This window comes from Streptomyces sp. NPDC045956, assembly GCF_056430705.1.
On the sequence record NZ_JBWKKZ010000002.1, the window covers coordinates 170311 to 197297 of the forward strand.

Here is a 26987-nt window from a genome sequence, read left to right on the forward strand (position 1 = left end):
CTATTCGTCGCGATGAGGCCCTGACGCGCCACGCGCCGGTGGTTCCTGGCCGTGCACACGGGGCCGCGCGGGGGTGTCGCCGTTGCACTGAAGGATTTCCGCGAAACTCTCCTCCAGGAAGCGGTGGAAGAGCCCGGGGGCGGTGATCGCAGCCGGGTCGATGTTCGTGCCCACCCCGCACAGCTCGCCGTGCGACGCCATGGAGACGTTGACCGCGGCCCCACCTCGCGGCGCCCAGGGGACGGCGTTCACGACACGGGTACCGGCGATCTGCGCGGTGCCCGCGAGCCCGGGGACGCTCGTGACCACCACGTCGATCCTCCGCAACAGAGGCGGTGCCAGGTGCTGGTACAGCAGTTGGGGGACGAGGGCGCCCAGGTCGGCCATCATCGTGTAGGTCCCTCGTGCCACAGAGTCCCGGGCTTCCGTGATCGCGGTGTGCACGGCGAGCATGCGGGCTCGCGTGGGCATGTCTCCGACCGGACCGGCGATCAGGGCTCCCGCGATCAGGTTTCCGGCACCGGTTTCGTGCGTCTGGCGGAAACTGACGGGAACGAGTACCGGAACACTGTCGCGATGGACGCCGTGGTGGTCGTGGTAGCGATGGACCGCGCCGAGGACCGCCGACACGTAGGCGGACGTGACCGAGGCTCCCACGGCCTTCCCGGCCGCCTTGAGTTCGGGCAGAGGCACCGTGATCATGCCGCAGTGGACCGCCGGGCTGCGGCGCGAGAGCAGGGGGGAAGGGGCCGCCGAACGGAGCACTTGGGCGGCGACGCGGCCAGTGGACCGGGCCCCCTCGGCGGAGCTGCCCGGTCCGGCCAGGGCGCGGGCGCTCTCCCGCATCAGCACCCGAGCGGACGTGCCCAGCGCCCGGACGGCCCTCAGGACGCCGGAACCGTCAGCCGGACCCGCCCCGGGTGGCTCCCTGTCCGCCGGTGACACCGGGTGCTGTGACGAGGCAGCGGGGAACCCGTTGTCCATGAGACGGCGGACCGCGGCCACGATGGTCACCGCGTCGCCCAGGCTGTGGTGCCACTTGAGGACGACAGCGGCACGATCACCCTGGTAGCCCTCGACGAGGGTGATCTCCCAGGGAGGGTGAAGAGGGTCGAAGGCCGCAGAGATGCGCCATTCCACCGTTTCCATGAGCTCGCGCGTCCCACCGGGTGCGGGGAGTCGTACGTGGTGCATGTGCCTGGACACCCGAATGTCCGGGTCCGCGACCCACGAGGGAGACCCCGTCCGCAGCGGCGACTCCACGACTCGGTGCGTCAACCGAGGCAGCCGGGCGACGGCTCCTTGGCAGGCGCGCGCGAACATTCGCCGATCCGGGACCCCCTCCAGCAACCAGACCCACGCGACATGAGGACGGGTCAGTGCGTTACCGCTCAGCCGCCAGAAGAGGGTGTCCGTACCGTTCATGGGGCCGGGCCAGGTCCAGCCGCCGTCGGGACGCGCTTCGTTCATCAGGGGATGACCTTTCCTCGAGGGGGTTCGTCGTCCTCGCCCCGGGCGCCGGGGTGCCCCAGGCCCACCAGTTCCACCGAGCGTTCCCATACGTCTCTCTGCAGGCGGGGATGGAGGCGAAGGGGGGCGGGTGGCAGCAGGCGCACCCCGGGCATCCAGGAGTGGAACCCGCCGCCGCGGAGGGCGAAGTACGGATCGCCTGCCAGACGAAGAGCCGGCCGCGCACCTTCCTCTGAGCTGCGCACCAGGGGGGTGTGCTCCGCGAGGGCGAGCAGACGGGGTGCCAGCGGGATGTTCCTGACCAGACCGGTGGACACGAGACCGGGGCAGTAGGCGTGGGCTGCGATCCCGTGGCGTGCCCACCTGCGTGCCGCCTCCTGGGTGGTGAGCACGTTCAGCAGTTTCGAGCGTGCGTATACGGTCCACGAGCCGATCGGCCCGTAGGGTCTCGGCTCGGCGAAGGAGACCGGGTCCAGGCGCAGGACGCTGCGGTGCGCCTCGGACGCCACCGTGACGATCCGCGAGGGAGCCCCCCGGCGCAGCTGCCCGAGGAGGAGCTGGGTGAGCAGGAAGGGCCCCAGGTGGTTGGTGGCGATCATCCTGTCGAAGCCCTCGGGAGTCGTCGATGGCCGGATGTCGTGCGTTCCGGCGTTGTTCACGAGCACGTCCACGTGCCCCCAGTAGCGGTCGATCTCCCGCGCGACGGAGCGAACCTCGTCGAGGGCGGCGAGATCGGCGACGAACAACCGGACCTCCGTCCCAGGCCGTTGGGCGGTCAGCTCGGCGACGATGGCTCTGCCTCTCTCGCGGTTGCGGCACACGAGGGCCAGTCGGGCTCCTGCCGCCGCCAGGCCGTGGGCGATCTGCCTTCCGATACCGGAGGTCGCGCCGGTGACGACGCAGCGTGAGTCCTTCATGGCGTGGTCCTGTCATCCGTCCCGGACCGGCTGCCATCCCGGGCCCACCGGCCTGAGGACGTGTCGCGCCCGTGGCGGGCGACACCGGCGCGGGGGTTTCCGCCTCCCGACGACGGCGGATCCGTGATGTCCACGAGTTCCACGTCCGACAGCCGCGCCAGCAGGCGCCCCTCGGAAGTGGTTCCGCTGCACACGCCCGCTTCGTCGGCGGCCACGCTCAGGCTGTGCCCGTGCCGCAGGACGAGGTCGTGGTCGTTGGCCCCTTGCGTGTACAGATCGATCCGGCCTACGGAACGGGGTACGAAGAGGGGGCGGTGACCGGCTGACCGCGGCCTGAGGGCGAGGGTGCGCAGCGCGGCGCACAGGAAGAGCGCGGGAATGGTCATCGTGCGCAACTGGGGGTGGCCGGCCAGGGAGGGCGTCCACATGCCACGTGCGGCCGTGGCGCCGACCAGGCAGTCCGAGAGGTTGCGGAAGGGGCCGCGCAGGGAGACCGCCGCGTGTGGCGAGGCGTATGCGTCCTCCGCCGGCAGAGGGGACGCGAGAGGACGGGAAGCCTGCTGAGTCGCTTCCCGCGGCCGCCGGTCCAGGAGCACCACGGTCCGGAAGTGCAGCAGCGCGCCCCGCCGGGTGCCGCCGTGAGGGTCGAGGGTGTCCGAATGGATGGTGACCTCGACGGCGGACCCCGACGTGCCCTCGGTGCGTGAGGCGGACGTCACTGACGCCCGGATCCGCAAGGGGGAGGGCACTGCGCGGGCGAACGGGCGGATGAAGGACTCGAACCGCGCGTCGCGGAATCCCGTGGTGACGGCGTCAGGAAGCAGTGCCTCGGCCGCCTGGGCGGCGATGTCGAGAATGAAGGTCGCCGGCACGGTCGGCTTTCCGCTGACGAGGTGGTCGAGGAGGTGCCGTTCGAAGTCAGGGTCGACGAGGTACGCCCACTCGGCGTGGTCGGAGGCGTCCGCTGGTCGCGTCCACCAGGGGGGCCGTCGGCGGACCGAGGGGGCCGGCGGTCGGTCGTCGCGGACAAGGCCAGGGCGGTGCTGCGCCAGCCGGTCGCGCTCCGCCGGGCCCAGGTACACCGACGAACCACCGGTCAGCGGTGCCGCACGCATCTCGGCCGTGAACTGTTCGGCGCCCTCTTCCGTGGAGATCGGTGTGAACTGAGCCTGGCTGGCCACGTGTTCCTGGAACAGTACGTCGGCCCCCATACCGGTCTGACCCCACATCGTGAAGCCGATCGTCGTCTGCGCGGCCCCTGCGGCCGTCTCCGCCACGGCGGCGAGATAGGCGTTGGCGGAGGCGTAGTCCGTGTCCCCGGGAGCTCCGGCGGTGCCGGAGTAGGAGCCGACGTTGCACCACCACCGGGGCGGGTGGGACGCCAGGGCGTCGGAGAGATGACGGTGCCCGAGAACCTTCGTGTCCCGTACGGCGCGGAACGCGTCGAGGGACTTGCCGGGCAGCAGGGACGAAGCCACCTGCCCCGCGGCGTGCAGGACGAAGTCGACTCGGCCCGCAGCCTCCAGGATTCCCCCGACCACCTTCTGGAGGGAATCCCGGTCCGCCACGTCACAGGTCGCGTAATGCACGCGGTCGTCCCCGAACCGGTCCCGGAGCACCCGGACGGCGTCTCGTACCGCGCGCTGCCTCAGGATGCCGTCCACCCGTGACACGACGGTCCGCGTCGGCAGGTCGGGGTGCTCCTTGCGCATCCTTCGCAGGAGCTCGGTCCGGGCGTTCCGGCCCGGCCCGTCCCGCAGGTCGTCGAACGGCTCCGGGCACAACGGGGTGCGGCCCAACAGCCACAGGCGCGGGCGTAGATCTGGCGGCAGATTCATCAGCATCGCTCGTGCTATGCCGCTCGTTCCTCCGGTGACAACGCCCACGCAGTCCTGCGGGAGCAGACCGGCAGTGGGGACCACGGGGGGCAGGGGAGCCGGGAGCACGGCCTCCACCCAGCGTTCGCCGCGCAGGTACCGCACCACCGGCGGAGGACCGGAGGGGGCCGCGTGTTCCGCCTCTGCTCGTGCGAGCACCGCGCTGGTCACCGCCTCGTCCGTGACCACGACGCTCGCGGCGATATGAGGGCGCTCCCAGCGCAGGCTCTTCACCAGCCCCTCGAACAGGGCCGGGACGGCCGACACCCGGGGGGACTGCGCCATGCCGCCCAGCAGGACGCTGAGGGATTCCTGCGACGCGGGGCGGGCCCACAGGCGCTGCACGGCCAGGAACGTCATCTCGTGCAGCGCGAGGGCACGCTCCAGGGTCAGTTCCGCTAGGTCGCCGACAACGGTCAGGTGGGGTGCGGCTCCGTTGGCGGCGGCCGACAACGCTTCCCGGGCCCGGGCCGAGGTGTGCAGCTCGTCGCCGGCCGGGAGGACCAGTAGCGCGGAACCGGCTGCCTTCACTTCCTGGGTGATCCGTGCGGCGGTCTCGGCGGAGTCGGCGAGCACCACCCCCCGCGAGGGGAGCGGCGTGCGAGAGGACCGGTCGCGGGGCACGGGCAGTGATGCGCGCACGAAGCCTGGTACGTACCGCGTTGTCAGGCGGGGCGAAGAGGGCTTCGCCGAGACCGGGCGCCCGGCTGGTACAGGCTGGACACGCAGCGCCGTGTCCCCGTGGCGGGCGCGCAGCCTGACCGGGGTGCCGTCCGACTCGACGGCACGCAGGAGCGCGACGGCATGGCCGGCGGCCAGGTAGTCGCTTTCGGATGTCGTCGGTGCGACCGTCGCGTCGGTCGAGGTCTCGCGGTCGTCGGAGGACAACCGAGCCAGTGCCTGCCACCCATGGCGTCCGGCCAGGCTTTCCGTGGTCACCGCCAGCAGGAAGGCTCCCTCGGCGAGGCGTGTCGCTTCGGCACCCGTGAGTGCCGCGTTGGTGGCCGTGGCGTTTGCGTTCACGGCCAGAACCAGGGCCATGTCCAGCTCGCCCGTGCGCAGGTAGTGGTGAGCCACACGAAGCGCGGAGAGCGTGCTGTCCACGCCGGCGTCCACGGTCATGGTGGGTCCGTGCAGGTCGTACCGGGCAGCAATCCTCGATGCGATGACGTTGGGCAGAACGCCTGCCTGCGAATCCTCGGTGCAGGCGGGCAACGACTCCCGCATCGTCCGCAGGGATGCGGCCGCGGTCGTGTGTCCCGGGTCGGAGGAGTGCTCCCGCAGCACCGCGGTGGCGTCGTCGTGGTAGCAGCGGACAGCGGTGCCGACGAGTCCGCGCGGCATGCCGGTGTGTGCGGCGATGACTCCGGTGGTGTCCCGCAGGTCCGCCCACAGTTCACCGTGGTCGTCGACGAACTGCGCTGCGGCCTGCAAACCCATCAACTGCCCCGGATCGATGACGGGCAGGGTACGGGCGGACAGTCTCACTTCGGCCGGTGGAGGAGCAGGGTAGGGGGTTGGGAACAAGGCGAGCGGCGCGGCTGCCGTGCCGCGGAGCCAGTCCCGCAGGGAAGTGCGGGACGGAGTACCGGGGAGATGCGCGGCCCAGGCGACCAGGACCATGTCGTCGTCGGTATTCCGCGGAGGTGCGGAACGAAGGCCGGTCACCTCTTCGGGGTCGGCCACCAGGAGGTGGCCGTTGGTTCCTCCGAAACCGAACGCCGAGACCCCGACGGTCCGGCGTCCTCGGCTCCGAGGCAGCAGCCGGACGGGCCCCGTCGGCACTTCGAGGCCGTCGGCAGTCTCGTCCCGGTGCCCCCGAGCGCCCAGCTGCGCCGGAACCCAGCCGTGGCGAAGTCCGAGGAGGGCATGGATGAGGGAGACCACGCCGGCCGTCCACCCGGTATGCCCGACGACGGGTTTGTTACTGGTGCAGAGCTGTCCGGACGGCTTCCCGAGGGCGGACAGTGTCTGCGACTCCACGCGGTCCCCGGCGACCGTTCCGGTTCCGTGCGCCACGACCCAGTCGACCTGGTCGGGGCTCAGGGAGTTGACGGAGCGGGCGCGTTCTATCGCCCGCCGCTGGCCGGCCGGGTTGGGTGCGGAAATCGACTTGCCCCTGCCGTCCGCTGCTCCTCCGAAACCCAGTAGTACGCCGTGCACCCTGTCCCCGTCACGCGTCGCCTGCCGCAGCGTCTTCAGAGCCACCACCCCGGCGCCGTCGCTGAACAGGGTCCCGTCCGCATCTTTCGTGAACGCGCGTACGCGCCCGTGCCGTGACAAGCCGTTCAGCTTCGCGAACATCACCGCCATGGTGGGATCGACCACGGTGATGCCACCGCAGTAGGCGATCTCGCACTCGCCCGCCAGCAGGGCCTTGACGCCGAGATCCACCGCGTAGAGCGACGAGGCGCAGGCAGTGTCCACGACACACGACTCGGTCAGCCGCTCGGGCAACCGGGAGAACACGTCCCGTACGACCGCGTCGGGAGTGAGCGCCTCGCACGCCGGCAGCGCGTGCCGGTAGTGGGCGAAAAGTGTGTCGCGGACTCGTGCGACCTCTTCGTCGTCCTTGAGCGGGCGGGTCACCACGTCCACGAGCACCGATTCGACGAGGCTCTGACTTCCTCCTGGCCAGGCGCCGACGTACGCCGCACATCGCCGGCCGGAATCCGTGCGCACGTGCTGGCGGGCCTGGAGGAGAGCGTGCCGCAGCCATCGCACCGCGACGTCGCGCCCGGCCCCCTCGGACTCCTCCTCACTCAGGGCCGGATGGGGACGGAAACCGTGGAGGTACCCCGCGCGGCGCGCGTAGGTCTTGTCCTCCTGCCGGGCGTCACCGGACCAGAAGTGGTCGAGACGAAAGCGGTCCCCCGGTTCGCTGAAGGCGTCCCGGCTCCCGTTCAGCAGCCGCCACAGCTCGGCGGGGCTGCCGGCTCCGGGCACTGCCAGCCCGGTACCCACCACCGCGATGAGTTCCTCGTCGTTCTCCGGTGTCCTCATCCGCGCAGTTCCTCCACCAGATCGGCTATACGCTCCAACGTGGTCGCCTCGTTACGTCGTTCGCCCGGGACGACCGGCAGGTCGTAGTGGCTCCGGACACGCTCGAAGAGCGCGATCTGCTTCGCGGAATCGACGCCCAGATCCGCCTCCAAGTCGATGTCTGCGGTGAGCATCTCGGCCGGGAAACCGAGGTCCTCGGCGTAAAGAGCGGTGAGCTGGGCCAGCAGGTCGGCCCGTCCGTCCGTTGCGCCGTCGCCGGTGGGGGAGGGCACGTGGACGTGGTCGTCCAGAGGAACGTCGTTCGCGGTGCCGGCCCCGCGGTCGTCCTCCGCCCGCCATCGGGCCGGCACACCGGCACTTGTCAAGGTTGCCGCGAGACCTTCCATGTCGCCGCGGTTCGCGAGGAGCGGGATCGCGGTGGCCGCGGAGGGCAGGGAGGACCGTACGATCCCGGTGAGGGCCTGACGCGCGCCGGCCTCGATGAACACGCGTGTGCCCTGGCGGAAGAGGGTGAGCAGCGCCTCGTAGAAGGGGACGGGCGCGATCATGTTCCGTTCGACGACTTCACGAACGTCCGCGGCGCTGTGCACGAACCGTCCCAGAACGGGGGAGAAGACCGCGACACGGGGGGCACCGACTGTCATGTCCGCCACGGCGGTGCGGAATCGGTCCGCCGCGTCGCTGAGCAGAGGATTGTGGAAGGCGTACCGAGCGCGCAACCGAGTGGCCCGTAGACCCAGGTCCATCGCGACCTTCTCGACCCTCTCCAGGGAGGCGGAAGGTCCTGAAACGACCGTCTGGCCCGGGCCGTTGTCGATCGCCGTCCGCAGGCCGGGTTCGTTCAGGACGCCCACCAGATGGTCGGCCCGCCAGGCCGGGACGTCCAGTGCCACGAGTCCACCGTCCTCGGGCGCGGCACTGCGGAACGCGTCGATCCGTGCGCACGCCATGCGCGCGACGTCGGTGACGGAAACGGCCCCGGCGGCGGACAGCGCGGCGAACTCACCGAAGCTGTGTCCCATGAGGACGTCGCCGCGCACTCCCATGCCGGCGAGCAGTTCGGCCGCCACAGCATTGGTGGCGTAGATCGCCAGATCCAGCCGATCGCTGTCGCTCTTCAGGAGGTCCTGCAAGGACGGCGCCTCACGGTCCAGCAGCAGCGGAGCGATCGGGTCGTGGCCCTGTGCGGTGATCACCTCGTCGATGGCGTCCAGTGCCTCTGCGGCCCTCGGTAAGCGGCTCGCCCTGTCGGCGAGGACCCCGGGCAGGTAGGCGCCCTGACCGGGAAACAGAACGGCTGTGTGGAAGGACATGACCGATCCTTTCAGGTATGGGGTGGGTCGGGACTTCAAGGGTTTCGAGGTGCCCGACCCAGGGGAAGAAGGCCCAGCTCGCCATAGAATTTCCTGGCCGTTTCGACCGAGTTCAGAGTGCGCGGAAATCCCGCGTAGGCTCCGGTGTGCGCGAATATCTCGATCACTTTTTCCGGCGGTATCTCGAGGCGATGGGCGATGCGAAGATGTGTGGTCAGTTGCTCCTCCGCGCCACCGAGTGATGCGATGATCGCAAGCGTGACCATCTCGCGCTCCTCGTGGCTCATCGCCGGCCGGCTGTGAAGTTTGCCGAACACGACGTCGATCACCAGGTCGGCCACGTAGTCGCCGACTGGGCCGAGTGCGTCGACAAAGTTCTGGACTGCCTCCTCTCCTGCTACGTTTTCCGCGACGCGATAGGCCGCAGCTGTCTCGGAAGATCGTGCGGGGATTCCCTCGATACCTGACATGCAAATTCCCTATTCGTGGGCTGATCCTGTCCCCTTTCTGAACCCCGTCAACGACGTCGGAGTCCATGTGAGCGGGGATTTCGGCATCTCTCTCAGCAGGGCGCGCGTGTTCTCGGAAAATCGCGTCCGGGAGGTTGGTGGCTTCACGGTGGGCCCCCGGGCGCCTCTCACCGGAAGGCATGTACTGCGTCTCACCCTGAGCGTGCGTTGCACACCCCGGACACGCCGACGAGGCGTGTGCATGTTGAACGCGGAGGGTTCGGCACCGCTGAAGCTCTGCTCCGGTGAGTCGTGTGCCGGCGGTTCGCTCCGGCCGGAAGCCCGTGGCGGTCGACGCAGGGCCTGCACGTCCACCGGCGCCAGCGAAGGTGAGTCAAAGGTGCGGGTTCGTGCATGTATGGACGGCTACGGGAGAAGACAGGTAGCGAGGGCTCGGAGAGGGAGCATCCCACCACCCTTCCTGCATACCGGGCCACGGTGGCAACCTCGCGGTCCCGACGCCGACTGATCCTTGTCCGACACCCACGGCCCTTGCACCGACGACCGTTCCTCCGAGGCCCTCAGCCGCACATGGGGTGTGCACCTTCGCGTACGGGTGTCAACGACTCGGGGCAGTGCGCGCGCTGCCCCGACCGGGCCATTGGCACAGCTCGCACCACAAGCACGATGAAAGCTGTTCAGTCCGTACGCCGGTAGCGGTTGCCGAGTCGTCACGGCAGAACTGGATGTGAAGGAGGGGATCATGCCACGCCGTCGCACGCGCAATGCCTTACTCGCGCAACTGCTGGCCGAAGCGAATCTGAGCGCCGCACAACTGGCGAGGGACGTCGACCGCCTGGCGGCCGCCCAGGGAATGCCCTTGCGCTACGACCGCACAGCGGTGGCCCACTGGCTGGCCGGCTCCCGGCCGAAGGCTCCGGTTCCCGAGTTCGTCGCCGAAGCTCTGACCCGACGGACCGGGCGTCCGATCAACCCGGAGGAGACGGGCCTGGCCGAGACCGCTGCCGACGACGGGTGGGAGGACGAGGTGGAACGTGGGCGACCGGGGGACCCGCTCCGCGGCCTGGTGACCCTGGCGAGAGCCGACGCCGATCCAGCACAGCGTCCGAGGCTGGTGCGTGTCGTCTTCAGGCAGTCGGTCCCGCCCGGTCTCGACCCGGTTGGCCTCCCGAGGGGCGTCGGTCCTGGCGTCCGTGGCGCTCAGGTCAGCGAAGCCGACGTGGTGAGAGCCAGGTACATGCTGGACCAGTTCGCCAGGAACTGGTCTCTGTTCGGAGGAGGGCACGGTCGATCCGCGTCCGCCTCGTATCTGAGTGAGGACATCGGTCGGCTGCTGATGAAGCCGGCATCTCCGCTGCTACGCAAGGACCTACTCTCTGTCACCAGCCAACTCGCCCACACCTTGGGCGACATGGCGGCGGACGCCGGCCACGCGGGACTGGCACAGCGTTACTACTACGCAGCACTGAGGACCGCGGCCGAGAACCAGGACTGGCGCACGCGCGCCATCACGCTCAGGGCGTTGAGCGTGCAGGCGGTCCGGGTGGGTGCGCTGCCCTACGCGATCGATCTCGCCGACAGGGCGATCACCGCCGCGGACGTCGAGAAAGGCGACGACCTACGGGCGTTCGTGCTCGTGCAGCGTGCTTATGTCCGGGCGCTGTCCGGTGAGTCCCGCACCGTCTACCGGGACATGGACACGGCCGAGGCCTGCCTGGATCGGGCCGATTCCCGCCCCGGGGCCTTCACCTGCTACCCCAAGGCCGGACTGGCCTACCGGAAAGGGCTGGTTCTCCTGCGCCTCGGTGACACCCCGGCGGCGCTTGACGCACTGAGGTACGCGGCCGAGGACCGCCCTTCCCACGAACGCCGTCGAAGAGCGCTCAGCCAAGTGCGCGTCGCCCTCGTCCTGCTCGACCTGGGCCGGGTCGACGAAGCCTGCATGTACGGCCGCCTGTTCATGGAGGAGTATCCCTTCCTCCGCTCCCAGCGGTCGGCCGTGTTCCTGAAGGAGCTGCAAGCACGGCTCGTACGCTTCCGGCGGGTTCCGGAGGCCGTTGCGCTCCTCAACAGGATTTCGCACCTCGCCGCCGGGCCGGGCACGGTCCGGTCCGGGGCAAGCGCGATCGACACGTCCGACTGAACGGCCGGGCGACGCCGGGTGTTCAACGCGTTCACGCATGCCGTCTCCCCGGAGCGTGTGACGAGGCCCCTCGGGGACAGTCGCACTGCACGGCCGCCGCGGGCCGGTGAAGCACAGGAGTCGATCGGCACCGAGCCGGTGACCAGGCCGAACGAGGCGCGCCGGCCTTGCTCTTCCGCCCGGAGCCCCGTCGGGGTGGCCCCGAGCCTCCGACGGAGTCGGAGCGAGGACACAGACGAGAGACTGCAACAGGAGGCGCATACCGTGAACGACCCGTGCCATGCCAACGAGCGGCAAGATCCCCGCGCGGCGCAGGCAGAGGCCGGCCCGCGCGCACCACACTCCGCGCCGGTGACAGGGAAGCTGAGCGCCGAGGAACTGCTGACGACGACCCGGTCGGTACGGCGGCGTCTGGACCTCGATCGTCCGGTCGACATGCGTCTGGTGCACGCTGCTCTGTCGGATGCGTTGCAGGCGCCCAACGGCTCCAACGACCAGCCGTGGCAGTGGGTTGTGGTGGCGGACGCCGTGAGCAGGCGCCGACTGGCCGAGTGCTACCGGAGGGCGGCCCAGCCCTATCTGGAGGCGATGGCGGACCAGGCCGCCGAGTCACCGGAACGCACCGGCGTCTGGCGAGCGTCGGCTCATCTGGCGGAGCACCTGCACCGCGTGCCTGTCCTCGTGGTTCCCTGCCTGAGCCTGTCACCCGGCGACTTCGAGGAGAGGTTCAGGAAGCTGGGGTTGCCTGCCCCGGTGGATCACGTGGCGCACTCCGTGTACTACGGGTCGATCTGGCCCGCCATGTGGAGTTTCATGCTCGCCCTGCGGTTGCGCGGCCTGGCCTGTGCGGTGACGGCACTGCACCTGGCCCGTGCCCAGGAGGCCGCTGAGGTCCTGCGTCTGCCGGAACACGTCACCCAGGCGGGACTCATGGCCGTCGCCCATCCGAAGGGCACGTCTTTCCGCCCCGCACCCCGCAGAGGTGTGGACGAAGTGGTGCACCAGGACTTCTGGCGCCCCTGACCCCTTGCGCTCCACAGAACGCGACGAACGAGCCCATCGCCAGGAACAGGACGGACACGACATGGTCGACCAGGACAAGGACATCGAGATCGAGGTATCGCCGGCCGACACGGCCGTGGGGGTCGACGGTCCCTACGCCTCGGCCCGACGGGTCGTCGTACGGGAACTCGACGCAATGCTCTCCCATGTCGACGATCGGTCCTGCGCCGGCCTCGCCACTGCGCTCCGCGACTCCAGGAGGATCTTCGTCGCCGGAGCCGGACGTTCCAAGCTCTCCGCGGAGGGCTTCGCAATGCGTCTGATGCACCTGGGCCTGTGCGCGCACGTAGTGGGCGACGTCACCACTCCGCCGATCGGCCCCGACGACCTGTTGGTGGTGTGCAGCGGCTCAGGAGAGACCCCCACCACGGTGATGACGGCGGAGACCGCTGCGGACGCGGGCGCCCGGATAGCCGTCGTGACCGCGAGCGCCGACTCACGTCTGGCCCGGCGGGCCGACCTGTTGGTCCACCTGGCCGAGTACGGCCAGGACCACGAGTTGGACCGCTCCGTCCAGTTCGTCGGCACCCTGTTCGAGCAAGGGGCCCTTCTGTTCTTCGACTCCCTCGTCCTCGCCTACGAGCGGCTGTACAAGGTCGACCCGCGGGACATGCTCGCCCTGCACACCAACCTCGAATAGGCACGGGATCACAAGTGACCACACCAGTCTCGCTGACCAGCACCAAGATGAACCTCGGTCTGCGGCAGACCGAACAGTGGATCGACGATGTTCTCCTGCCCAGAGCCGACCCCCTGGGACGGCTGCGCTTCTGCGTGTGCCTGCCATACCCGCTTCTTCCTGGCGGAGTGCGACGCGTAAGGGGCACTGGCATGACGATCGGGGCCCAGAACGCGTGGTACGAGGAGGGAGCGGTAACCGGAGAGGTCTCCGCCGACCTGCTGGCAGAGATCGGCTGCACACACGTGATGGTCGGACACGCAGAGCGTCGCCGCGTGTTCGGCGAGGACGACCGACTCGTCGGACGCAAGGCGCGGGCGGCCGCGCTCGCCGGCCTGACCCCGGTGATCTGCGTCGGTGAGGAAGAGCGCTCAGGCCCCGCAGAGACCGTGGCCCGCGTCCACCAACAGGCGACGACCGTCCTGGGCTCCCTGCCCACAGGTGCAGCGGCCGTCATCCTCTACGAACCCGTCTGGGCCATCGGCGGCGCGCAGAGCGCCGAACCGCACCAGGCGGCCGCAGTGCTGGACGCCCTGCGCCAAGGGGCGCCCGACCATGTCAGCGTCAGTGTCATCTACGGCGGCGCTGTCACGGCGGGAACCTATTCCGCCCTCCGCCGGCTAGCTCCCTGGGACGGGGTGGCACTGGGCAGGGCCGCCCAGGACGGTGCGATGCTCGACGACGTGCTGAGCGAACTCCTGGCTGCGCCGAGGCACGAACCGGGCACGGGCAGGTGACCGTTGGGCGCGAACAGCGAATGGGTGTGGGAGTACGAGGGGTACCGGCCCGAGGAGGAAGGTATTCGCGAGACGCTGTGCGCCCTCGGCAACGGGGCCTTCGGCGTACGCGCGGCCGTGCCCGGCGAGGAATCCGAGGGGCCCCACTACAGGGGTGCCTACGCGGCCGGATGCTACGGGCGTACCTCCCTGTCGGTGGAGGGGCGAACGGTGCAGTGCGAGGCCATGGCCAACCTGCCCGATTGGCTGTGGACGCGCCTGCGGCCTCTTACCGGAGACGAGGACGACGAGCCCTGGCTGTCCGTCGACAGCACCGAGATCCTTAGCCACCATCTCAGGCTCGACCTCCTTAACGGAGTGCTGACCCGCCTCGTCCGGTATCGAGACCTTCGGGGAAGGCGGACCCGAGTGGCACAAGCGGTCCTGGTGAGCATGGACGACCCGGCTCTGGCTCTGGTGAGGACCGAGGTCACCGCGGAGAACTGGCAGGGCGTCCTGGAAGTGGAGTCTGCCCTGGACGGTTCCGTTCGCAACAGCCAGGTGGACCGATACCGCGCTTTCGGAGGGCACTACCTCACCGACTTGCACTGCACTGCCCGGGCCGGCGAACACATAGTGACCGTGGGTTGCCGAACCGTGGGCACCGGAGTGTCCGTCGGCGTCGCGGCCGCAACCGCGGTCCTGAGGGAGAGTGCCGCCCGGCCGTCAGTCAGATCCCTTGACGCGGACAGCACTCGCCCTCTGCGCCCGCGTACACTGCTGCGCCTGCCGGTGGCACGAGCGGGCAAGGTCGAGGTGGTCAAAACTGTCGCGCAGCTGACCTCCCGAACACTCTCCCCGGAGGACGTGGGGGAGCGCGCGGCCGAGAGAGCGGCTTCGGCACCGCACCCCGCGGAACTGTTGGCCCGTCACCAGGAGGCCTGGCGGAAGCTGTGGCACCGGTCCCCGCGGCCGAGCGCCTCCGTTCCGAAGCAGGTGCACCGGCTGCACCAGTTTCACCTTCTGCAGACGATGTCCCCCCACATCACCGGTCTGGACGCAGGCTTTCCGGCCCGGGGACTGCATGGAGAGGAGTACCAGGGACGCGTCTTCTGGGACGAGCTGTTCGCCGTGCCATGGCTCTCTCGGCAGTGGCCTCGCACGGCCCGCGCCTTGCTCGACTATCGGTACCGCAGGCTCCCCGCGGCCCGCGCCGCCGCGGCGAAGGCGGGCCTCAGAGGTGCACTGTACCCCTGGCAGAGCGCGGCGAGCGGACGCGAGGCGACCGTGCCGATCGTCGAGAATCCGCTGAGCGGTCGCTGGACCGCCGACCACAGCGCCCTCCAACGGCACATCAACTCCGCCATCGCGTACAGCGTTGACCAGTACGTCCGTCTCAGCGGCGATGTCTCCTACCTGCACGCACGAGGGGCGGAAATGATTCTCGAGACGGCCCGTATGTGGGCTTCCTCGGCAGCCCAGCACTTCGACGGTCGCCGCTACCACCTCGTGGGCGTCATGGGACCGGACGAGTACCACGACGGGTACCCCGGATGTCCCGTGCCGGGGTTGCAGGACAACGCCTACACAAACGTCACGGCTGCCTGGACGCTCATCCGGGCTCATCGACTGTGGTGCGCTCTGCCCGGGCAGCACCGGGAGCGACTGACGGCGCTGCTCTCCATGGCGCCGGACGAGCCGCAGTGCTGGCTGGAAATGTCGCGCCGGTTACACATTCCCTTTCATGAGGGTGTCATCAGCCAGTTCGAGGGATGGGAGGACCTGGCCGAGTTCGACTGGAACGGCTACCGCTCACGTTATCCGGACCTCAGAAGGCTCGACCGCATTCTCGAGCGCGAGGGGGATCACCCCAACCGCTACCGGCTGAGCAAACAGGCCGACACCCTCATGCTCGGCTATCTCTTCACTCCGGAGGAACTGATGGCCCTCCTCCAGCACCTGGGGTATCCCGCGAGCACGGACACCTGGCAGCGCACCGTCGACCACTATCTGCCCCGTACCACTCATGGTTCCACCCTCAGCGCCGCCGTGCACGCTCATGTGCTCAATGCCATCGAGCACCCGGCGGCCGCGGAGTTCGTCCGTCGGGCGCTGCGAGTCGACACGGACGGCGCTGACCGTAGCGGAACGTCCTATGGCGTTCATCTCGGTGCCATGGCGGCTGCTCTCCGTCTCGCCACGGAACAGGAGACCGGTACCCGTACGTGAGGTGGGCCCTCTGGTCGCTGCACTTCCGTTGCGTGTTGCGAGCAGTCGGCGACGGCGTCAACCCTGCCGCGCGTCTGTCCGTCACGGAGACCGCGGTGGTCACACCCGGGTGTGCATGCCGACGGCCGGGGCGCCCGGACCGGCCAGCGCGTTCACTGGCGTGTCCTGGCCATGGCCGCCCCGGCGCCGGCGGATCCCGATCATCCCGTGTGCACAGACCGGGTGAGCCCACGAGTGCGGCCCGGCCAGGCGGGCGGGATCGGAAGCGTCCGCAGGACGAAGTCCGGATCACGCTCGCGCAGCGTTCCGAGCGGGCCGTAGCTGGTTTCGGCGAGCAGGCTGGTCACACCGGTGTCGGACGCGTGAACGGTGCCGACGAGATCGCGAAGCCGGCCACGATCCGGGCGAGAGTCTCGTGTCAGCGCAGGTGCACCGGAGCGACAAGCGCCCGCGGAACAGCTCCCGTGCAGCTGGGTTGTGAGTCGAACACTTCCCTCAACGGAACGGGAGCCTTGTGCGGTGCGGGTCCCACCGCGGCCGCGTCGGCGTCACCCGGCCAGTGCCCACGCGAGAACGCTCACTCAGAGAGACACTCGGGTGGGCGGGGTCTCACGCCGGGGCGGCCGCCGCCTCATGCGGAATGATCACACGGATGTGACTTCCATCGTGATGAGGTTGTAGATGCTGTTGACCGTGCCCAGTCCGGCGGTGCAGAGCAGGATGTCGGTGGCCACGCCGGTTTCGGTGATGACGACTGTGTCGCCCGCGAAGAGACCGGATGTAACCGTGCCGGTGTGGGTGACGACGAGGGCCGCACCGGCCAGGGTGACCGTCCGGTTCAGCGACATACTGCTGGTCGCGCCCGTGTTCCAGTGGATCGTTCGTGTCTCTGGCCCTGCGCTGAGGAGTTCCAGGCAGGTACGCGGCTGGGGTGTGCCGATGACGGTGGCTGTACCGGAGGTGAGCGCGGGGACCGAGGTGGAGACGCAGGGTCCGAGTTGCCAGCTCAGCGATGGGGTGCTCACCTGCGGGACGTTGGTGAGCGGCGGACTGTAGGTGAGATTCGAGCTGCTGGGCGGTGTACAGGTGGCGTCGAGCAGACCGTCCTCCTTGGCGTTCGCCGGCCCGGCGGTGCACAGCAGGCCGACGAACAAGAACAGTAAGGTCGTGACTGCGGCGATTACCGCACGCGGTGCGGGTCTGTGGTGTGTGATGGCTTTGGTTCTCATGGTGCACCTTTCGGGGATGGTAATTCCTGGGACAGGCGCGCTGCTGACACGGAGCGGCCATCTGGGAGTTGCGCAGAGGCGCGCGGAAGTCAAGCCGCACGGTGTTCTATTCCGCACTTGAGAGTGGTACAGCAGTGCAGCGATGTCTACGGGGGTGAGCCGGTGATCCGGGGTGTTCGCCGCGCACGGGGCGCGCGTTGCCAACACCTCGCACGCGTAGGCAGAAGACCGCCGGCATCCCAGCCGATCGCCCCACCCTGGCTGGAACGGACCGCCCTGCGGACGGCCATTCACTACTCGACGCAGGAAGTGGAGAGGCGTAGGTCTGAGGAACGCTGCGCTTTGGCCGTGCCACAGTTGGCGGCCACGTCCAGGCGCCTCGCCCCGGACGGGAGGGTGATCCGTGACAGGTGCCGACGCCCTATCAGGCCGAGGATCTCTGCCCAGGTCGCGCACCCTGTTGGATGCGTGGGCAGACCGTTTGTCGAAGCTTTCGCCCGCGCCGGCAGCCGCACGCGGCATAATTTTTTCTAGTAGGAGACGAAGAGGTGCGGGAGTGCATTTCAATATCGTCCGCGAGTAACGGCGTATGTATGGCCGCTGTGGGTACTCGAGAATATGAAGCCACACCAGGATGCGGCTGCCGCGCATCGGGACAAACACAACACAAGATCAAGGGTGCGTCCCGTGCTGTGACCCCGCTGTCGCCATCGAGTCGGAGCTACCTCTATGCCTCACATAGTAAGCGAGCCCCTCACGGAACACTGTGGGCACATATATCGGCAGAGACGCCATGCGCTGTTCGGAATGAGCCCAGGTAACAGCTACTTTTCCCGTTCCAGGATACGCCAGATGCTGCTGTGGGCGTTCAATGAGTTCGAATCGGTTCATGCGTATCTGCCGGAGCAGGGTACCTACTTCACCTTTCGCGCGATTGGATATAGTGCGGCTGACTCCCGCCGGAAGGCGCGAAAGGAAATAAGGGCTCTCAGGAACCGGATCATCGACGCTTTCGAAGACCTGGGAATGCACCAGGCGGACGATTGCATCATCGGCCTCGACATGATTCAGCAAAGCGCGCCCTACGCGCACCTGCGTACACGTGTCCATGAGGCCTATCGCAGCGATCGGGAGTTCCGTGAGGCCTGCCTGCGAAACGCTCAGGACTTTCTGGCCGGTCGGGAACTGCGTGGCAGCCTGCCAGCTCGTACGCGTCAGGCCATGGCCGCACGCTACGTACTGACGAAGCTTCCGACGTACATCGACACCCCATCCCTTGTCGGCGTCCCCTCCTCCGTGCGCTGCTACCACCGGCCCACGGATTTCGACCGAGCTTTCTTCGGTGGATCATTTTCCTTGCGACCGACAGATAACCAGGGATTCGTCCGCGTTACTGTCCAGTAAACGCCAGGGCAGAGGGCGTCAGTAACAGGTTGTCCCGCATCAACTGAGGTTGGACTCGTGGTGTCGCCTCCGGTCAGCGGTTCAGGGGCAGGCCGGCTTCGGCAAGTCAGCGTCGACAAGGCCGCTGCGGTACCGGATATGTCGCCGACCGCTTCGGATGTGCTGGACGAGGTGTTCGGGAGTGCTGAGGGCTACGTTGGCGAGCCGCTGACCGGCGGATACCAGGGCATGTCAGGTGCAGTGACAGCGTCTCGGCGGTACGGCCCACGTCATGGACATGGAAAATGGAGGGCTGAGGGTCGAGCCCTCCCCGACAGAACAGTTTCATGACCCTGGGAACGGCGAACGCCGACGGCGAACCGTGGGCGTCCCCGGTCCACTACGTGGCCGACGGGTACGCGACGTTCTGTGGGATCTCGTCTCCCGACGCAACCCAGGTTCGCAACATCGCGGCACGGCCCAGGCCGGCATCGTGGTGTTCAACTCGCAGCAGGCGCCGGGCGCGGACGAAGCGGTGTACATGTCCGCCACGGCGTGCGAGCTGACCGGGGGCGAACTGGCCCGGGGCCTGCAGATCTACCTGGACAAGGCACCGTTCAGCCGGGGCACCGAGGTCTTCGGGCCCCCCGGCCGGTACCGGGCGTACCGGGCCACGGTGACCGAACACTTCATGCTCTGCCCGCAGGCGTCCAGCGAGCCCTGCGGGCAGAGCACGGCCTTGTCTCCGACCACCGCATGGCAGTGTCCCTCTGACACCGAGCCCTCAACACAAGGGCCGTCCGCACCCGTACGTCCGAACCCCCGGGCAAGTGCCCTCCGCAGGGCACCTGCCCGGGAGTTCAGCGATACAGGCCCTACAAGGGCCGCTCCATCTCCCGACCAGGCTCAGCGGCCCATCTCGGTCCAGGTCTGCTCGACGAAGTCGAGAAACGGCGGTCGCCCGGCCGGTCCTCGCGGGCCACGGCGACGGTCTGACTCACCCCGGGGTGGCCGGTGGGCACCGCCTCGACCTCGCCCTGCCCGATCCGGAAACCGCGGATCTTCACCTGGTCGTCGACGCGGCCCAGTCCCTCCAGCGTGCCGTCGTCCCGCCAACGCACCAGGTCACCGGTGCGGTACATCAGGCGCCGCTGCCGTGCGGGTCGGTGACGAGCCGTTCCGCGGTGACGGCGGGCCGACGCAGGTGGCCACGGGCCGCTCCGGGCCCGCGGAATACAGCTCACCGGGTACTCCGGCGGCACCGGCCCGCAGCGTCGAGTCGAGGACGTACAGGCGCATGTCCCGCACCGCACGTCCCGACGGCGACCCGCCGCTACCGCTCAGCGGGTCGCTGACGGTGCCCGCCACGGTCGCCTCGGTCGGCCCGTACATGCTGATGAGGGTCCGGTCGTCCGACCAGGTCGCCGCGACACCGGCCGGGCATGCCGCGCCACCGACCATGACGGTCACCGACGTCGGGAACTCCGCCGGGTCCGGCTCCGCGAGCGACGACGATGGCAGGCACACGTGGGTGGTCCCGTACCGAAGGATCGGGCCGGTCAGCGCCGGTCGGGGCAGCAGCAGCTCAAGCGCATGCATATTCCGAGGCAGTTGCTCGAGAGGGTCTTTGGACGGCGATGGCGCAGCAGCTGGATCCTACGCGGAAGCGCAGGTTGGGAGCCTTCTTGCCCAAGAGGGATCGATATTCTTGAGCATCTTCGAGTGAGAGGAGTACCGCTGTACAGTGAACGACGCCCCTGACCCGCAAAAAGCAGGCGGGGAGCCGTCTTCCAGGAGTCCAAAGTGCTGCGTACTCTGTTCAAGTCCAAGATCCACCGTGCCACCGTCACCCAGGCCGACCTGCACTACGTCGGTTCCGTGACCATCGACGCCGATCTGCTCGACGCCGCCGACCTGCTGCCCGGTGAGCTCGTGCACATCGTGGACGTCACCAACGGGGCCCGGCTGGAGACCTACGTCATCGAGGGTGAGCGCGGGTCCGGTGTGGTCGGGATCAACGGGGCCGCCGCCCACCTCGTGCACCCCGGCGATCTCGTGATCATCATCAGTTACGCCCAGGTCACCGACGCCGAGGCGCGGTCGCTGCGGCCCAGCGTCGTCCACGTGGACGGCGACAACCGTATCGTCGCCCTGGGGGCCGACCCGTCCGAGCCGGTGCCGGGATCGGACCAGGAGCGCAGCCCGCAGGCCGTGTCGGCCTGACCTACCGGGCCGGGGACGAGGAGCGTGGCCGTGAGTGACATCGAGATCCGGGACGACCGTGCGGCGGGCCGGCTGGAGGCGGTCGGTGCCGGCGAGGTCGTCGGCCGCATCGAGTACTTCGTGCTGGACGACCCTGACCGCGCCCTCGTCCCCGTGCACACCGTCGTCGAGCCGGCCCACGAGGGTCAGGGCATCGCCGGTGCGCTGACCCGTGAGCTGTACGCCGCCGCGCGGCGTGAGGGCATCGCCGTCGCGCCGTTGTGCTCGTACGTCGTCAAGTGGGCCGAGCGCCACCCGGACGACGCGCCCGCGGCCGACGCCGAGCTGCTGCGCGCGGCGAAGGAGTGGCTCCAGGCGCATCCGGAGCGGTTCTGATCCGAGGCCCGCGGAGGCGGGGCGAAGTTCCGACCCGGCCGCGCGCCCGCCCGGGGTTCGCTCCGCGGCCACAACCACGATCGGGGGGCGCCCGTGCTGGCGCTGCTGCACACCTCACCCGTCCACGTCCCGGTCTTCGACGCCCTGCGGGACGCGGCGCACCCGGGTCTGGTGCTGCGGCACCACGTCGACGCCGAGTTGTTGGACCGGGCGCGTCGGGAAGGGCCCCAGGCGGTGGCGGACGACGTCCGGACGGCGCTGCGCAAGGCTGCCGCCGAGGGTGCCAGGGCCGTCCTGTGCACCTGCTCGACCATCGGCGCCGTCGCCGAGTCGGCCGCCGGCGACGCGGGCGTGCCGGTGCTGCGGGTCGACCGGCCGATGGCTGCCGCGGCCGTGGCAGCCGGCCCGCGCGTCGTCGTCCTCGGCGCCCTGCGGAGCACCCTGGAGCCGACAGCGGCGCTGATAGGGGAGGAGGCCCGGCGCGCCGGACGTGCCGTCGAGGTGCGGAGCCTCCTGGTCGAAGGAGCCTGGTCCCGGTTCGAGGCCGGGGACACCGAGGGCTTCGCACGGGTGGTGGCCGAGGCCGCCGACGCCGTCACCGATGCCGACGTGATCGTCCTGGCCCAGGCCTCCATGGCGCCGGCCCGGGAGCGGGCAGGGACCGCCGTCCCGGTGCTGGCCAGCCCCGCGCCGGGGCTGGACGCGGCGGCGGAGGCGGCGTACGCGTCGCCGTTCGGCGTACGGCGTTGCGGTACGCGGTGACCGCGAGCGCCACCATCGTCGGCTCCGCTCCGGTCGCCGTCCGGTGAGGGGACGCCTCGGCCACCCGGGCCCGGCCGTTCGTGTGGGGGAGTGAGTGGAGGGACTGCCCTCGGGTAGGCGGGGGACAGATCCAGAGCCGACGTCGACCGACTGGCCGGAGGACAGCGCCATGACGAACCCGTATCCGGATCCCGTTCCCCCCGGGCCCACGCCAGGACCCACCCCCGGACCGGACCCGGAGCCCCAGCCGCACCCCGACCCGGTGCCCGTGCCGGGTCCCGGCCCGGAGCCGACGCCCCCGCCACCGCCGCCGGGTCCCGGCCCGGAGCCCACGCCCCAGCCCCCGGGGCCGGGCCCGCAGCCGACACCGGCGCCCCCGCACCCGGGTCCCCCCGACCCCTCCCCGTCACCGATCCCGCCGGGGCCGGAGCCCGTACCCAACCCGGAGCCCGGGCCGCCGCTGAGCTGAGTCGTGCGGAACCGCCGTGGGAACAGAGGGAGCGGCGAGCGGGGCAGTGGAGGGCGGCGGAGGACCGTACGGCCGTACCGCCGTCCGCCGTCCGCGAGTCCTACGCGGTGACCTCGGACCGGTCCCCGCCCCACAGCGTGTGGAACGCGCCGTCCCGGTCGGTGCGCCGGTAGGTGTGCGCGCCGAAGAAGTCCCGCTGGCCCTGCGTCAGCGCGGCCGGCAGCCGCTCGGCGCGCAGGGCGTCGTAGTAGGCGAGGGCGGCGGCGAAGCCCGGGGTGGGCACGCCCTGCCGGGTCGCGGCGACCAGCACCTCGCGCCAGTCGTCCTGCGCCTGGGCGATCTCGTTCGCGAAGGTCTCGTCCGACAGCAGGCTCGGCAGGTCCGCGCGGGCGTCGTACGCGGCCCGGATGCGGTCCAGGAAGGCCGCGCGGATGATGCAGCCGCCGCGCCAGATCGCCGAGACGGCGCCCAGGTCGATGTCCCAGCCGTACTCCTCGCTGCCGGCCGCCACCTCGTGGAAGCCCTGCGTGTACGACACGATCTTCGACGCGTACAGCGCCTGCTCCACCCGGTCGGCGAACGCGGCCGCCTCCGCCTCGCCGAGCGGCGACGCCTTCGGGCCCGCCAGCCCTCGCGAGGCCTCCCGCAGTGCCACGTGCCCGGACAGGGAACGAGCGAAGACGGCCTCCGCGATGCCGGACACCGGCACGCCCAGGTCCAGCGCGATCTGCACCGTCCACCGGCCGGTGCCCTTCTGCTCCGCCCGGTCGGCCACCACGTCCACGAACGGCTTCCCGGTCGCCGCGTCCACGTGGGAGAGCACCTCGGCGGTGATCTCGATCAGGTAGGAGTCCAGGCGGCCCGTGTTCCAGGTGCGGAAGATCTCCGCGATCCGGGCCGGCTCGTACCCGGCGACGTCGCGCAGCAGCTGGTAGGCCTCGCCGATCAGCTGCATGTCGGCGTACTCGATGCCGTTGTGCACCATCTTCACGAAGTGCCCGGCGCCGTCCGGGCCCACGTGCGTCACGCAGGGCGCCCCGTCCGACGCCTTCGCGGAGATCTTCTCCAGCATCGGACCGAGCGAGTCGTACGACTCCTTCGAGCCGCCCGGCATGATGCTCGGCCCGTTGAGCGCGCCCTCCTCGCCGCCCGAGATGCCGGTTCCGACGAAGTGGATGCCCTGCTCGCGCAGTTCGCGTTCCCGCCGGCGGGTGTCGGCGAAGTGGGCGTTGCCACCGTCGATGATCATGTCGCCGGGCTCCAGGAGCGGGGCGAACTCCTGGATCACCGCGTCGGTCGGGTCGCCGGCCTTCACCATGATCACCAGGCGGCGCGGCCGCTCCAGCGCCGCCACGAACTCCTTGGCGGTCCCGGTCGCGACGAACGCGCCCTCGTCCCCGAACTCCTCCACCAGCGCGTGCGTGCGGGACGCGGTCCGGTTGTGCACCGCGACCGTGTAGCCGTTGCGAGCGAAGTTCCGGGCGAGGTTGCGGCCCATGACCGCGAGCCCCGTGACGCCGATCTGCGCTGTAGTGCTCATTGGGTTGGCTCCTAGTGACCTGGGTGTCGGTGGTGCCCTGATGTCCGAGGTGCTGGGGGGTTCCGTGGTGCTTGTGATGCCGGTGGTGCCAGAGCGTTCCGTGGTGTTAGTGCTGCCTGTGGTGCGCCTGTGGTGTCCGTGAAGCCTATGGTTGCTCGTGGTGCTCGTGGTGCTCGTGGTGCTCGTGGTGCTCGTGGTGCTCGTGGTGCTCGTGGTGCCCGAGATGTCTGCCGTCCGTAGCGGCCGCGGTGCGGCGGTGTCCTCGGCATCCTCGGTGTCGCCAGTATCGTCGCGCTCGACCATCCTGACGTGGCGGTACGCCGGTCGCACCTCGTGGTCCGGCTGACTCCCATACGCGGGGGAGGGCCCCGACGCCTCAGCGGTCGGACTTCCTTTCCCGGCAACCGCCATCCCTTCTCCGCCACTTGGGGTGACGAACCGGCCGATTGCCGTCTTGTCATGGCCTGTTAGCAGCACATACTTTTGCCCCTCCTGACGCAATGTCGAGGGGGACCTCCATGGCCGTACGCGGCCGGCACCGCCGGTATCAGCCGAACAGGATCAACCGCGCCTCACTGACGGTCACCGCGGGCGGCGCGGGACTGGCGCTCCCGCTGATGGGGACCGGCACGGCGGACGCGGCCGACATGGAGACCTGGGACAAGGTCGCCGCCTGCGAGTCCACCAACGACTGGGACATCAACAGCGGCAACGGGTACTACGGCGGATTGCAGTTCTCCCAGTCCACCTGGGAGGCGTTCGGCGGCACCGAGTACGCCCCGCGTGCGGACCTGGCCACCAAGGACCAGCAGATCGCCATCGCCGAGAAGGTGCTGGACGGCCAGGGGCCCGGTGCCTGGCCCGTCTGCTCGCAGCGGGCCGGACTCACCCGGGGCGGCGACACGCCCGACATCCGGCCGGCCGGGGACGCGAGACCCACCAAGGGCACCGGGGGGTCCGCCGAGAAGTCGTCGGGCGAGCGCACCGGACGGTCCGGCGCGAAGCCGGACTCCGTGAAGGACGTCAAGCCCCAGACCACGCCGCAGTCCCGGGCGGGCAAGGGGCGCATGTACACGGTGGTCACCGGGGACACCCTCTCGGGCATCGCCGACACCCAGCAGGTACGGGGCGGCTGGCAGCGGCTGTACGAGTCCAACCGCGCCGCCATCGGCACGGACCCCGACCTGATCCTGCCGGGGCAGCGCCTCGCGGTGCGCGGCGAGGGGACCACCACCGCACCCCGACCCGAGGGGAAGACGGCCGAGAAGCCCAGGGCGAAGACGGCCGAGCCCCAGCAGAAGCAGAAGCAGCAGAAGCAGAAGCAGCCGAAGAAGTCGTCCCCGGACGGCGGCAAGGCCAAGACGGAGAACAAGGCCAAGACGGAGACGGCGGCCAAGACCGACAGGGCCTCCGTGCGCCACGCGGTCGTCGCCCCCGTCGACGCCCCCACCGGCACTCCGTACCACCAGGCGGGCTCCTCCTGGTCGAAGGGCTACCACACCGGCGTCGACTTCCCCGTCGCCACCGGCACCTCGGTCAAGTCGGTCGCCGCGGGCCGGGTCGTCAGTGCGGGCTGGGGCGGTTCCTACGGGTACCAGGTGGTCGTCCGGCACGAGGACGGCCGCTACTCGCAGTACGCGCACCTCTCGGCGATCTCGGTCAAGGACGGTCAGTCGGTGGGTGCCGGCCAGCGCATCGGCCGCTCGGGCTCCACGGGCAACAGCTCGGGCCCGCATCTGCACTTCGAGGTGCGGACGGGGCCCGGGTTCGGTTCCGACGTCGACCCGCTGGCGTATCTGCGGGCCGGCGGGGTCAGGATCTGATCCGTACCCGATGCCGGTCCAGCACCGGCGTCGGGACGAACGGACCGTTGTGGAACGGGCCGAAGAACGCCGGCGGATCGACCCTCTCCGAGAGTTCCCGAAGCCGGAGCGACTCCTCGGAGGGGGCGGTGTCCTGGACCGGCGCTGCCGCGGGAGAGGGCACGAGGACCTTCTCGACCGGGCCGCCGACGCGCTGCCCGGTCACCGGGGCGCGCTCGGCCGCCCGGGCGGTCCCCGACGGCACGGCAATCGGCTCACTCACGGCCGGGAGGCCAGCCGTCGGGAGAGCCGGGACAGGAGCTGTCGCCGGGAGAGCGGCGGCAGCAAGGGGCACGGCCTCACCGGCGCCCTCCCGCGCGATCCGCTCCGTCGTCAGGAGGATCAGGCCGCCGGCGGCCACCACACCGCAGCCCAGGGCGAGCAGGGTGCCGGTCGTGCCGTAGCGGAAGGTTTCGCCGAACATCGTGATGCCGACCACCGCGGCCACCACCGGGTTGACGACCGTCAGCGTCGCGAGCGGGGCCGCGAGACCGGCACCGCGGTAGGAAGCCTGGGACAGCAGCATGCCGGCCGTGGCGAGCACACCGATCACGGCCAGGGACGGCACGTCGGCGCCCGTGACCCCGCCGGTCCAGTCGACCGCCACCGTCTTGGTGAAGACCGACGACATGCCGAACGCGATGCCGGAGGCGACGGCGAGCAGGATGCTGCGCACCGCCGGGTGCCGGTGCGCGGCCCGGCCGGCGATCATCAGGGCCACGATCACACCACCGGTCACGACCGCCGCGCCCACCCGCTGCGCGGTGTCCAGGGACTGCGCGTCGGCGGCGCCGACCAGGGAGAGGAGACCTGCGAGACCGACCGTCGCCATGAGCGCGCCCCGCCAGGCCGTCGCCCCGGCCCTGCGGCCGACGAAAAGCGCCGCCATGGGCAGGGCGAACACGATCGTGAGCGCGCCCAGCGGCTGCACCAGGCTCAGCGGACCGAGCGCGAGGGCCACCACGTGCAGGAGGCCACCGAGGCCGTTGAGCGCGACCGCCGCCCACCAGGCGGGGCGGCGCAGGGGAGCGTACTGAGCGCCGGGGGAGGAGACCGCGACCTGCTCCTGGACGATCGCTCCACCCGCGTACGCCACGGCGGAGACGAGCGACAGCAGCACGGACAACGCGAGGGCGCTCATCGGCTGCTCCTCTGCGTGAGGCGGGGGCTCTCGGCCCGGCGCGGCGAACGGTCGTCTTCCATGGACAACACGATGCCGTCTCCAGAGCTTCCCGTCGTCGTCCCTGAGCACTCATTGAGTCCTA

At 69.9% G+C, this 26987-nt stretch carries 22 protein-coding genes; 12 read left to right on the forward strand and 10 right to left on the reverse strand.

Going from position 1 to position 26987, the window contains the following annotated elements:
- The 5 genes from AC07FV_RS06455 to AC07FV_RS06475 are packed head-to-tail and all read right to left on the reverse strand — an operon-like array spanning window position 1 to window position 9050.
- Window positions 1–1560: a wax ester/triacylglycerol synthase domain-containing protein gene (locus AC07FV_RS06455; protein WP_479085099.1), complete on the reverse strand. Its 1560-nt coding sequence runs from the start codon at window positions 1558–1560 to the stop codon at window positions 1–3.
- Window positions 1470–2387 carry an SDR family NAD(P)-dependent oxidoreductase gene (locus AC07FV_RS06460; protein WP_479085100.1) on the reverse strand — a complete coding sequence of 306 codons (918 nt, stop codon included), beginning with the start codon at window positions 2385–2387 and terminating at the stop codon, window positions 1470–1472. Before AC07FV_RS06460 ends, AC07FV_RS06455 begins: the two co-directional genes overlap by 91 nt.
- Entirely contained in the window at window positions 2384–7267 is a 4884-nt protein-coding gene (locus tag AC07FV_RS06465; protein ID WP_479085102.1) for an SDR family oxidoreductase, read from the reverse strand. Before AC07FV_RS06465 ends, AC07FV_RS06460 begins: the two co-directional genes overlap by 4 nt.
- Window positions 7264–8580 carry an acyltransferase domain-containing protein gene (locus AC07FV_RS06470; RefSeq protein ID WP_479085104.1) on the reverse strand — a complete coding sequence of 439 codons (1317 nt, stop codon included), beginning with the start codon at window positions 8578–8580 and terminating at the stop codon, window positions 7264–7266. Before AC07FV_RS06470 ends, AC07FV_RS06465 begins: the two co-directional genes overlap by 4 nt.
- 35 nt (window positions 8581–8615) lie before the next feature.
- Window positions 8616–9050, reverse strand: coding sequence for a carboxymuconolactone decarboxylase family protein (locus AC07FV_RS06475; protein WP_479085106.1), 435 nt, complete (start codon window positions 9048–9050; stop codon window positions 8616–8618).
- Between the two features lie 742 nt (window positions 9051–9792).
- On the opposite strand from AC07FV_RS06475, the gene AC07FV_RS06480 reads away from it, so the two are divergent.
- The 5 genes from AC07FV_RS06480 (at window position 9793) to AC07FV_RS06500 (ending at window position 15879) form a co-directional block, all read left to right on the forward strand.
- A complete protein-coding gene (locus AC07FV_RS06480) occupies window positions 9793–11193 on the forward strand; it encodes a tetratricopeptide repeat protein (RefSeq protein ID WP_479085108.1) in 1401 nt (466 codons plus the stop codon).
- A gap of 351 nt (window positions 11194–11544) precedes the next feature.
- On the forward strand, window positions 11545–12216 hold the full coding sequence (locus AC07FV_RS06485) for a nitroreductase family protein (protein WP_479085110.1): 672 nt from the start codon (window positions 11545–11547) through the stop codon (window positions 12214–12216).
- Window positions 12217–12277: 61 nt separating this feature from the next.
- Window positions 12278–12895 (forward strand): 6-phospho-3-hexuloisomerase, encoded by a 618-nt coding sequence (gene hxlB, locus AC07FV_RS06490; protein WP_479085112.1) that lies wholly within the window; start codon window positions 12278–12280, stop codon window positions 12893–12895.
- Between the two features lie 47 nt (window positions 12896–12942).
- Window positions 12943–13671: a triose-phosphate isomerase family protein gene (locus AC07FV_RS06495; RefSeq protein ID WP_479085770.1), complete on the forward strand. Its 729-nt coding sequence runs from the start codon at window positions 12943–12945 to the stop codon at window positions 13669–13671.
- Window positions 13672–13674: 3 nt separating this feature from the next.
- Window positions 13675–15879, forward strand: coding sequence for a glycoside hydrolase family 65 protein (locus AC07FV_RS06500; protein WP_479085114.1), 2205 nt, complete (start codon window positions 13675–13677; stop codon window positions 15877–15879).
- 644 nt (window positions 15880–16523) lie between these two features.
- Here AC07FV_RS06500 and AC07FV_RS06505 read toward each other — a convergent pair.
- Entirely contained in the window at window positions 16524–17108 is a 585-nt protein-coding gene (locus tag AC07FV_RS06505) for a hypothetical protein (RefSeq protein ID WP_479085116.1), read from the reverse strand.
- A 729-nt stretch (window positions 17109–17837) separates the two neighbouring features.
- Here AC07FV_RS06505 and AC07FV_RS06510 point away from each other — a divergent pair.
- On the forward strand, window positions 17838–18512 hold the full coding sequence (locus AC07FV_RS06510; protein WP_479085118.1) for a tRNA-dependent cyclodipeptide synthase: 675 nt from the start codon (window positions 17838–17840) through the stop codon (window positions 18510–18512).
- A 326-nt stretch (window positions 18513–18838) separates the two neighbouring features.
- Window positions 18839–19057, forward strand: coding sequence for a pyridoxamine 5'-phosphate oxidase family protein (locus AC07FV_RS06515; RefSeq protein ID WP_479085120.1), 219 nt, complete (start codon window positions 18839–18841; stop codon window positions 19055–19057).
- Window positions 19058–19366: 309 nt separating this feature from the next.
- Here AC07FV_RS06515 and AC07FV_RS06520 read toward each other — a convergent pair whose 3' ends face one another.
- Window positions 19367–19633 carry a hypothetical protein gene (locus AC07FV_RS06520; protein ID WP_479085121.1) on the reverse strand — a complete coding sequence of 89 codons (267 nt, stop codon included), beginning with the start codon at window positions 19631–19633 and terminating at the stop codon, window positions 19367–19369.
- Window positions 19617–20090, reverse strand: coding sequence for an AMP-binding protein (locus AC07FV_RS06525; protein WP_479085123.1), 474 nt, complete (start codon window positions 20088–20090; stop codon window positions 19617–19619). The genes AC07FV_RS06520 and AC07FV_RS06525 overlap by 17 nt, the downstream gene beginning before the upstream one ends.
- A 204-nt stretch (window positions 20091–20294) precedes the next feature.
- Between AC07FV_RS06525 and panD the strand changes: the two genes are divergently transcribed.
- From panD to AC07FV_RS06540, 3 genes are all read left to right on the forward strand, one after another.
- Window positions 20295–20714 (forward strand): aspartate 1-decarboxylase, encoded by a 420-nt coding sequence (gene panD, locus AC07FV_RS06530; RefSeq protein WP_384704383.1) that lies wholly within the window; start codon window positions 20295–20297, stop codon window positions 20712–20714.
- Window positions 20715–20744: 30 nt separating this feature from the next.
- Entirely contained in the window at window positions 20745–21089 is a 345-nt protein-coding gene (locus AC07FV_RS06535; protein WP_479085125.1) for a GNAT family N-acetyltransferase, read from the forward strand.
- A gap of 93 nt (window positions 21090–21182) precedes the next feature.
- On the forward strand, window positions 21183–21851 hold the full coding sequence (locus tag AC07FV_RS06540; RefSeq protein ID WP_479085127.1) for an aspartate/glutamate racemase family protein: 669 nt from the start codon (window positions 21183–21185) through the stop codon (window positions 21849–21851).
- A gap of 569 nt (window positions 21852–22420) precedes the next feature.
- Here the strand turns inward: AC07FV_RS06540 and gndA are convergent.
- Window positions 22421–23860: an NADP-dependent phosphogluconate dehydrogenase gene (gndA, locus tag AC07FV_RS06545; protein ID WP_479085129.1), complete on the reverse strand. Its 1440-nt coding sequence runs from the start codon at window positions 23858–23860 to the stop codon at window positions 22421–22423.
- A 157-nt stretch (window positions 23861–24017) separates the two neighbouring features.
- Between gndA and AC07FV_RS06550 the strand changes: the two genes are divergently transcribed.
- Both AC07FV_RS06550 and AC07FV_RS06555 read left to right on the forward strand, forming a co-directional pair.
- A complete protein-coding gene (locus tag AC07FV_RS06550; protein WP_479085131.1) occupies window positions 24018–24206 on the forward strand; it encodes a hypothetical protein in 189 nt (62 codons plus the stop codon).
- Window positions 24207–24378: 172 nt separating this feature from the next.
- Window positions 24379–25683 carry a transglycosylase family protein gene (locus AC07FV_RS06555; RefSeq protein WP_479085133.1) on the forward strand — a complete coding sequence of 435 codons (1305 nt, stop codon included), beginning with the start codon at window positions 24379–24381 and terminating at the stop codon, window positions 25681–25683.
- Here AC07FV_RS06555 and AC07FV_RS06560 read toward each other — a convergent pair.
- Complete coding sequence (locus AC07FV_RS06560) at window positions 25673–26863, reverse strand: DMT family transporter (protein ID WP_479085135.1); 1191 nt, start codon at window positions 26861–26863, stop codon at window positions 25673–25675. The genes AC07FV_RS06555 and AC07FV_RS06560 overlap by 11 nt on opposite strands.
- Window positions 26864–26987: the final 124 nt, after the last annotated feature.

Coding starts and splice junctions, on each gene's coding strand:
- AC07FV_RS06455 (WP_479085099.1), bottom strand. CDS start 1,560: ATGGGAACGCTCGGTGGAACTGGTGGGCCTGGGGCACCCCGGCGCCCG.
- AC07FV_RS06460 (WP_479085100.1), bottom strand. CDS start 2,387: ATGAAGGACTCACGCTGCGTCGTCACCGGCGCGACCTCCGGTATCGGA.
- AC07FV_RS06465 (WP_479085102.1), bottom strand. CDS start 7,267: ATGAGGACACCGGAGAACGACGAGGAACTCATCGCGGTGGTGGGTACC.
- AC07FV_RS06470 (WP_479085104.1), bottom strand. CDS start 8,580: ATGTCCTTCCACACAGCCGTTCTGTTTCCCGGTCAGGGCGCCTACCTG.
- AC07FV_RS06475 (WP_479085106.1), bottom strand. CDS start 9,050: ATGTCAGGTATCGAGGGAATCCCCGCACGATCTTCCGAGACAGCTGCG.
- AC07FV_RS06480 (WP_479085108.1), top strand. CDS start 9,793: ATGCCACGCCGTCGCACGCGCAATGCCTTACTCGCGCAACTGCTGGCC.
- hxlB (WP_479085112.1), top strand. CDS start 12,278: ATGGTCGACCAGGACAAGGACATCGAGATCGAGGTATCGCCGGCCGAC.
- AC07FV_RS06495 (WP_479085770.1), top strand. CDS start 12,943: ATGAACCTCGGTCTGCGGCAGACCGAACAGTGGATCGACGATGTTCTC.
- AC07FV_RS06505 (WP_479085116.1), bottom strand. CDS start 17,108: ATGAGAACCAAAGCCATCACACACCACAGACCCGCACCGCGTGCGGTA.
- AC07FV_RS06510 (WP_479085118.1), top strand. CDS start 17,838: ATGCCTCACATAGTAAGCGAGCCCCTCACGGAACACTGTGGGCACATA.
- AC07FV_RS06515 (WP_479085120.1), top strand. CDS start 18,839: ATGACCCTGGGAACGGCGAACGCCGACGGCGAACCGTGGGCGTCCCCG.
- AC07FV_RS06520 (WP_479085121.1), bottom strand. CDS start 19,633: ATGTACCGCACCGGTGACCTGGTGCGTTGGCGGGACGACGGCACGCTG.
- AC07FV_RS06525 (WP_479085123.1), bottom strand. CDS start 20,090: ATGCATGCGCTTGAGCTGCTGCTGCCCCGACCGGCGCTGACCGGCCCG.
- gndA (WP_479085129.1), bottom strand. CDS start 23,860: ATGAGCACTACAGCGCAGATCGGCGTCACGGGGCTCGCGGTCATGGGC.
- AC07FV_RS06555 (WP_479085133.1), top strand. CDS start 24,379: ATGGCCGTACGCGGCCGGCACCGCCGGTATCAGCCGAACAGGATCAAC.
- AC07FV_RS06560 (WP_479085135.1), bottom strand. CDS start 26,863: ATGAGCGCCCTCGCGTTGTCCGTGCTGCTGTCGCTCGTCTCCGCCGTG.